At 68.5% G+C, this 6220-nt stretch carries 5 protein-coding genes; 1 reads left to right on the forward strand and 4 read right to left on the reverse strand.

What is annotated here, in order from left to right; translation table 11 throughout:
* Positions 1–105: 105 nt before the first annotated feature.
* The 4 genes from ACIA5C_RS48035 to ACIA5C_RS48050 form a co-directional block, all read right to left on the reverse strand.
* A complete protein-coding gene (locus ACIA5C_RS48035) occupies positions 106–729 on the reverse strand; it encodes a TMEM175 family protein (RefSeq protein WP_396067993.1) in 624 nt (207 codons plus the stop codon).
* Positions 722–1591 (reverse strand): alpha/beta fold hydrolase, encoded by an 870-nt coding sequence (locus ACIA5C_RS48040; protein WP_396067995.1) that lies wholly within the window; start codon positions 1589–1591, stop codon positions 722–724. Before ACIA5C_RS48040 ends, ACIA5C_RS48035 begins: the two co-directional genes overlap by 8 nt.
* A complete protein-coding gene (locus ACIA5C_RS48045; RefSeq protein WP_396067997.1) occupies positions 1591–2178 on the reverse strand; it encodes a DinB family protein in 588 nt (195 codons plus the stop codon). Before ACIA5C_RS48045 ends, ACIA5C_RS48040 begins: the two co-directional genes overlap by 1 nt.
* 1056 nt (positions 2179–3234) lie before the next feature.
* Positions 3235–3816, reverse strand: coding sequence for a TetR/AcrR family transcriptional regulator (locus ACIA5C_RS48050; RefSeq protein WP_396067999.1), 582 nt, complete (start codon positions 3814–3816; stop codon positions 3235–3237).
* Between the two features lie 73 nt (positions 3817–3889).
* On the opposite strand from ACIA5C_RS48050, the gene ACIA5C_RS48055 reads away from it, so the two are divergent.
* On the forward strand, positions 3890–6097 hold the full coding sequence (locus tag ACIA5C_RS48055) for a glycoside hydrolase family 9 protein (RefSeq protein ID WP_396068001.1): 2208 nt from the start codon (positions 3890–3892) through the stop codon (positions 6095–6097).
* Positions 6098–6220 lie beyond the last annotated feature (123 nt).

The following is a 6220-nucleotide window of genomic DNA, read 5'->3' on the forward strand; positions in this document are numbered from 1 at the left end:
ATCGCCGTATCGCATACAGCTCAGCAGACTCGACGACGGGTTACCGAGACGATCACCCGCAAGCGTCACAGTGGATCTGCGCCAGACCCCCAACCGGAAAGGTGTCTAGTCATGGGCCCGGGACCTCCAGAAGCTGAGCTCCCCGGAGATCGGGAGCCAGTAGTAGACGACGAACGCGGCGGTCACGGCGACGCCGAGCAGCGGGACGAACGCCCCCAGCAGCGCCCCGAGGCCGATCCAGGCCAGCGCCAGCCGGAACCGGCGCCCCACCGACCGGACGCCGGCCTGGTCGATGTTGCCGGACAGCCGGCCGGGGTCGCGGCGCACGTAGCCCCAGATCAGGTTGAAGATGACCGCGGCCAGCCAGAACACGATGCCGTGCAGGGCCACCGCGACCCGCTCGCCCTCGCCGTCACGGAACGACTTCGCCAGCACCGAGGCGGCGAAGGGCAGGAACGAAACGTCCATGAGCAGGAGGGTGTTGAGGAACAGGATCGTGCGGTCGGCGTGCCGGATGTGATCGAACATGACGTGATGGTTGGCCCAGATCTGGCCGATCAGCATGAACGTCACGACGTACGCGAGATAGGACGGCCACAACGCGAGCAGCCCGTGAAGCAGGTGCGCGCTGTCCTCCGGCGGCTTGATCTCCAGCACGAGCAGCGTGACCGCGATCGCGATGACCCCGTCGCTGACCGCCATCACCCGAGCCGGATCCCGTTCAGCCATCGTGGGCCAGAAACTCGAGAAGCGCCTCCGCCACCGCGTCCGGCGCCTCCTCGGCCTGATGGTGACCCGAGTCGATGAGCCGATGCCGCAGCGGACGCACGAGCCACGGCGCCCAGATCGCCGCCGGGTGACCGTGGATGTCCAGGTCGTCGTGCTTCGACTCGAGCAGCATGGCCGGGCAGGCGACCCGCTTCCCGGCCGCCCGGTCGGCTTCGTCGTGCTCCCGGTCGATGCCCAGCCCGGCCCGGTAGTCCTCGCACATGCCGTGCACGACCGCCGGATCGCGCAGGGCCGCCCACACGTCGGCGTGGTTGCCGGCGCCCATCTTCTCCGGCTCCGCGGTGCGGTACCACGAGTCCGGGTCCGCCGAGATGACCCGCTCGGCCGGCTTGTCGGTCTGACCGAGGAACCACCAGTGCCACCAGGCCTGCGCGAACTTCGCGTCGGCGCGCTCGAGATGCTCGACGACCGGCAGACCGTCCATGACGACCAGATGCGTGACCGCCGCCGGGTGATCCATCGCCGTGCGGAAGGCGACCAGCGAGCCGCGGTCGTGCCCGACCACCGCAAAACGGTCGTGCCCCAGGTGCGCCATCAGCCGCACGACGTCACCGGCCATCGCCCGCTTGGACGACTGGGCATGGCCGGGCCGGTCGGCCGGGAGCGTCGACCGGCCGTACCCCCGCAGGTCGGGCGCCACCACCGAAAACCGTCCGGCGAGACGCGGCGCGACCGCGTGCCAGGTGGTGTGCGTACGCGGGTGCCCGTGCAGCAGCACCACCGGCGCCCCCGACCCGCCGTGCCGCACCCGCAGCACGACCTCACCGAGGTCGACCTGCTCGAGCCGGAACCCGTCGAACATCAGCCCGCCGCCCGCCGCGCGATCTCCTCCAGGCGCTCGCGATGCTCGGACCACTGCGCCGCGTCCACCTCGGCCATGCTCGAGTTGCCCGGCCACGCACCGGCCGCTCCGTCGATCATCTCGCGCAGGATGTCGGCGTGCCCCGCATGCCGCCCGGTCTCCTGGATCATGTGCACCAGCACGTGTTGCAGCGTCGTCTTCCCGGCGTCACCCCACCAGGGCACCTCGCCCGGCGCATCCAGCGGCAGAGCCTCGATCGTCGCGTCCGAGTGCGCCCACACCCGCCGGTAGAGCCCCTCGATGTGCTCCCGGCTCTCGTCGGCGGCCGCGAACATGTCCGCATTGAACCCGGCATCGCTGTCCCACCGCAGCATCGGCTCCGGGAACGGCCGCCCGAACGTCACCCCGAAATACCCCGCGTCCACACAGGCAAGATGCTTGACCAGGCCGAGCAGGTTGGTCCCGGTGGGTGTCAGCGGCCGCCGGACGTCATAGTCCGACAGCCCGTCGAGCTTCCACAGCACCGCCTTGCGCCCGCCCTGCAGGTACTCCAGCAGGATCACCTTCTGATCTTCCGCCGCCGCCATGCGCCCCAGCATGCCAGCCCGCGCCGCCGCCCGCCGCCCGCCGCCCGCCGCCCGCCGCTCCAGCCAGGACCCGGCCGCCAGGTCCGGCAACGCGCGAGAGCCGCGCTCGCGTTCCGCGCAACGCGGCCTGCTTTGTGTGTCGTGGCTACACCGGGCACCCCGCGGCGAGGCGCCGCATCGAGAAGGGTCTCCATGATGATCTATCGAAAGACCTGACCATCGGCTGATCCGTTCCTTCTAAGTGAGGGCGTGCGTGGTGGTACTCCCATCAAACAGAAACAATAGGTCGCCGCCATGTCGGCCGCCTGGGTGCAGTACGTTTTCGGTGTTGGCGGATTTATCAGCGTATTGGTCTCTGTTTACAGTCATGTTGCTCGCCGCCGGACACCAAGAATTCAGAATCCAGCTATTGTCAAGGCAACATGGCGCTTATTCTGCGCAGACCTTTACCTAAGACTTGAGTGCTGTTTCCTCAAGCGCAATCCAGCTCAAATTGACCTGGCTGCGAGAAGTCGGGAGAAGTTCGAGCAACAACTAGGGTTGGCGGAGGCGGTTACCGATCCGCAATCCGTGGCTCATGACGCGCCGACGTCCTCATCCGCGAGGACTGAAGGATGAGCCGGCCCGCATTCGCCCGAGCGCCGCCCGCCGGCAGGGGCCGGGCGCCCCCGGCCTGTGAAAGCTCTTGCCCGATCGACCCGACGCTTTAAGCCCGGCAAATCATCGTGCGTCGATGACGCGCCGCGCCGGCCCGTTTCCTGCGCGAGCGTCGAGGGTGCGCCGCGCCGGGCCGTTTCCTGGGCGAGCGTCGAGGGTGCGCCGCGCCGGGCCGTTCCTGTGCGAGCGTCGATGACGCGCCGCGCCGGCCGTTCCTGGGCGAGCGTCGACATTGCGCCGCGCCGGGCCGCTTCCTGGCAGATCATCGTGCGGTCGACGGTGCGCCGCGCCGGCCCGTTTCCTCGGCGATCATCGGCGTCGACATTGCGCCGCGCCGGGTTGCTGCCGCTGTCGGGCCGTGACCGCTGCGACAAGTGCGTGCCCGGGCGGCTGCGGGCGTCAGCGCAACGAGCCCGCCAGAATCCCGGCCACCACCCGCGAGACCGACCCGGAGGGGTCTTCTGACCGGGCCGCGAACAACAGATGCCCCGACCCGATCAGCGCCAGCCCGAGAGCGTCGATGTCGGCGGACGGCGACAAGCGCCCGAGGGTGCGCTCGGCGACCAGGTAGGAAGAGATCATCTCGCCGGCCGTGGACAGCAGGGGAATCCCCGACGGGTGGGCGGCCTTCAACCGTGCCCGTAGCTCATCGCGGAAGATGATCAGGCTCATGATGCCGACGGCGACCGACGTGAACAGCGACGTCAGTACCGTGGTCAGGTTATCGACGACCGTTCCCGTGCCGGCGGCGGCGAGCAGTTCCTCGGCCTGGGCCGAGACCCGCTTGCTCCGGTCCGAGATCAGCGCTGCCAGGAAGTCGTCGAAGTCGGTGAAGTGCCGGTGCAGGACGCCCTTGGCAACCCCCGCCTCGGTGGTCACCGCCCGGGACGTGAGGGCGCTCGGCCCGTGCAGGAGCAGCACCCGTTCGGCGGCGTCGAACAGCTGCGCGCGTACGTCGCGCAGCGCTATCCCGGTGGGCACGTGCCGAGCCTAACGTCCCGGCCTGCGTGAACCCTCGTTGACAGCCTGTCGTCACGGCCATCAATATGTTCGCATGTCTATTTGGGAGCGCTCCCGAACGCGCCTGATCGCCCTGATCGGCGTATCCGCTCTGCTGACGGGCGTGGCCGCCGCGCCGGCCAGCGCCGACGAGGTCGAGCAGGTCAAGAACGGCGGCTTCGACGGGACCACCGACCCGTTCTGGTCGACCGCCGGCATGCCCATGACGATCGTGAACGGTCAGGCCTGTGTCGACGTGCCCGGCGGGACCACCAACCGCTGGGATGTCGCGATCGGGCAGAACGACGTTGCGCTGGTCGCCGGTCAGAGCTACCGTTTCAGTTTCGACGCGAGCGGCGACGCCGGCCATGTGGTCCGGGCGATCGTCGGTCTGGCCGTCGATCCGTATGACACCTACTTCGAGCAGTCGCCCGTGCTGGCCGACGAGACACACTACGAATACACGTTCACTCAAAAAACCGACACGGCGAGCGGTCAGGTCGCGTTCCAGGTCGGCGGCAGCGCCGAACCCTGGCATTTCTGCGTCGACAACGTCTCGCTGATCGGCGGCGTACCGCCGGAGGTCTACGTGCCGGACACCGGGCCGCGCGTCCGGGTCAATCAGGTCGCGTACGTCCCGAAGGGACCGAAAACCGCGACCGTCGTGACCACCGCGACCAGCCCGTTGCCCTGGCAGTTGCGCAATGCCGCCGGCGCGACCGTGGCCGTCGGAAAGGCCCAGCCGCGCGGCACCGATGTCTCGTCCGGGCAGAACGTGCAGACCATTGACTTCGGCCGATTTACCAAGCCCGGCACCGGATACACGATCACGGCCGACGGGGACACGAGCCGGCCGTTCGACATCGGTACGACGGCCTATCAGAGCCTCCGGGCCGATGCTCTGAAGTTCTATTACACGCAGCGCAGCGGCATCGAGATCCTTGATTCGTTGCGGCCCGGCTACGGTCGCGCGGCCGGTCATATCGACGTCGCGCCCAACCAGGGCGACGGCGCGGTGCCCTGCCAGGCCGGCGTCTGCGATTACCGACTGGACGTGCGCGGCGGCTGGTACGACGCGGGCGACCAGGGCAAATATGTGGTCAACGGCGGCATCTCGACCTGGGAAATGCTCAGCGAATACGAACGCGACCGGGCCGGCCTGTCCAAGGTCGACCTCAAGATCCCGGAGAGCGGCAACCGTGTCCCGGACATTCTCGACGAGGCCCGCTGGGAGCTGAACTTCCTGCTCGAAATGCAGGCGCCGTCCGGCCTGGTCCACCACAAAATCCACGACCAGAACTGGACCGGCCTGCCGCTGCTGCCCAGCCAGGATCCGCAGCCGCGCGAATTGCACCCGGTCTCGACGGCGGCCACGCTCAACCTGGCCGCGGTCGCCGCCCAGGCGGCGCGCATCTTCAAACCGTATGACGCGGCCTTCGCGCAGCGTGCGCTTTCGGCAGCGAAGACCGCATATGCGGCGGCCAAGGCCAACCCTTCCCTGTACGCGCCGGAGTCGGACGGGAATGGCGGCGGGGCATACAACGACAGCAATGCGACCGACGAGTTCTACTGGGCGGCCGCCGAACTGTTCATCACGACCGGTGACCGGTCCTACCAGCAGGACGTCGTGAGTTCGCCGCTGAACACGGCCGACATCTTCGGCGCGGGCGCCTTCGACTGGGCGTCGACGGCAGCGGCGGGCCGGCTCGATCTGGCGCTGGTGCCGAACCGCCTGCCCGGGCGGGCGGCCGTGCAGGCGTCGGTGGTCCAGGGGGCGGAGAAGTACCTGGCCGTTCAGAAGGCACAGGCGTACGGGATTCCCTACGCGCCGGCGAACAACATGTGGGACTGGGGATCGAACAGCGCCATCCTCAACAACATGGTCGTGCTCGCGTCCGCCTATCAACTGACCGGGCATCCGAAATATCGCGACGGCGTGCTGGTCGGCCTCGACTATCTGCTCGGGCGCAACGCGCTCAACCGCTCCTACGTCACCGGATATGGAGAGGTCAGCCCGCAGAACACGCACAGCCGCTGGTATGCCCACGAACTCGACCCCACCCTGCCGCACCCCCCGGTGGGCACGCTGGCCGGCGGAGCGAATTCTTCGCTCCAGGACCCGTACGCGGCGAGCAAGCTGGCCGGGTGCATCGCACAGTTCTGCTACATCGACGACATCCAGTCGTACTCGACCAACGAAGAGGCCATCAACTGGAATTCGGCCCTCGCGTGGGTGAGTGGATTCGTGGCGGAACAGAGCTGACTCCGTACGGGCGCGGGGGGGGGGGGGGGGGGGGGGGGGCCGCCCCCCCCCCGGGACAAAAAAGCCAAACGGTAGTAAGCCACCGCGCCCCGGGGGGGGGCCCGGGAAGGTAGAAAGAGATGA

Source organism: Actinoplanes sp. NPDC051343, assembly GCF_044455125.1.
Taxonomy (GTDB): Bacteria; Actinomycetota; Actinomycetes; order Mycobacteriales; family Micromonosporaceae; genus Actinoplanes.

Coding starts and splice junctions, on each gene's coding strand:
- ACIA5C_RS48035 (WP_396067993.1), bottom strand. CDS start 729: ATGGCTGAACGGGATCCGGCTCGGGTGATGGCGGTCAGCGACGGGGTC.
- ACIA5C_RS48040 (WP_396067995.1), bottom strand. CDS start 1,591: ATGTTCGACGGGTTCCGGCTCGAGCAGGTCGACCTCGGTGAGGTCGTG.
- ACIA5C_RS48045 (WP_396067997.1), bottom strand. CDS start 2,178: ATGGCGGCGGCGGAAGATCAGAAGGTGATCCTGCTGGAGTACCTGCAG.
- ACIA5C_RS48055 (WP_396068001.1), top strand. CDS start 3,890: ATGTCTATTTGGGAGCGCTCCCGAACGCGCCTGATCGCCCTGATCGGC.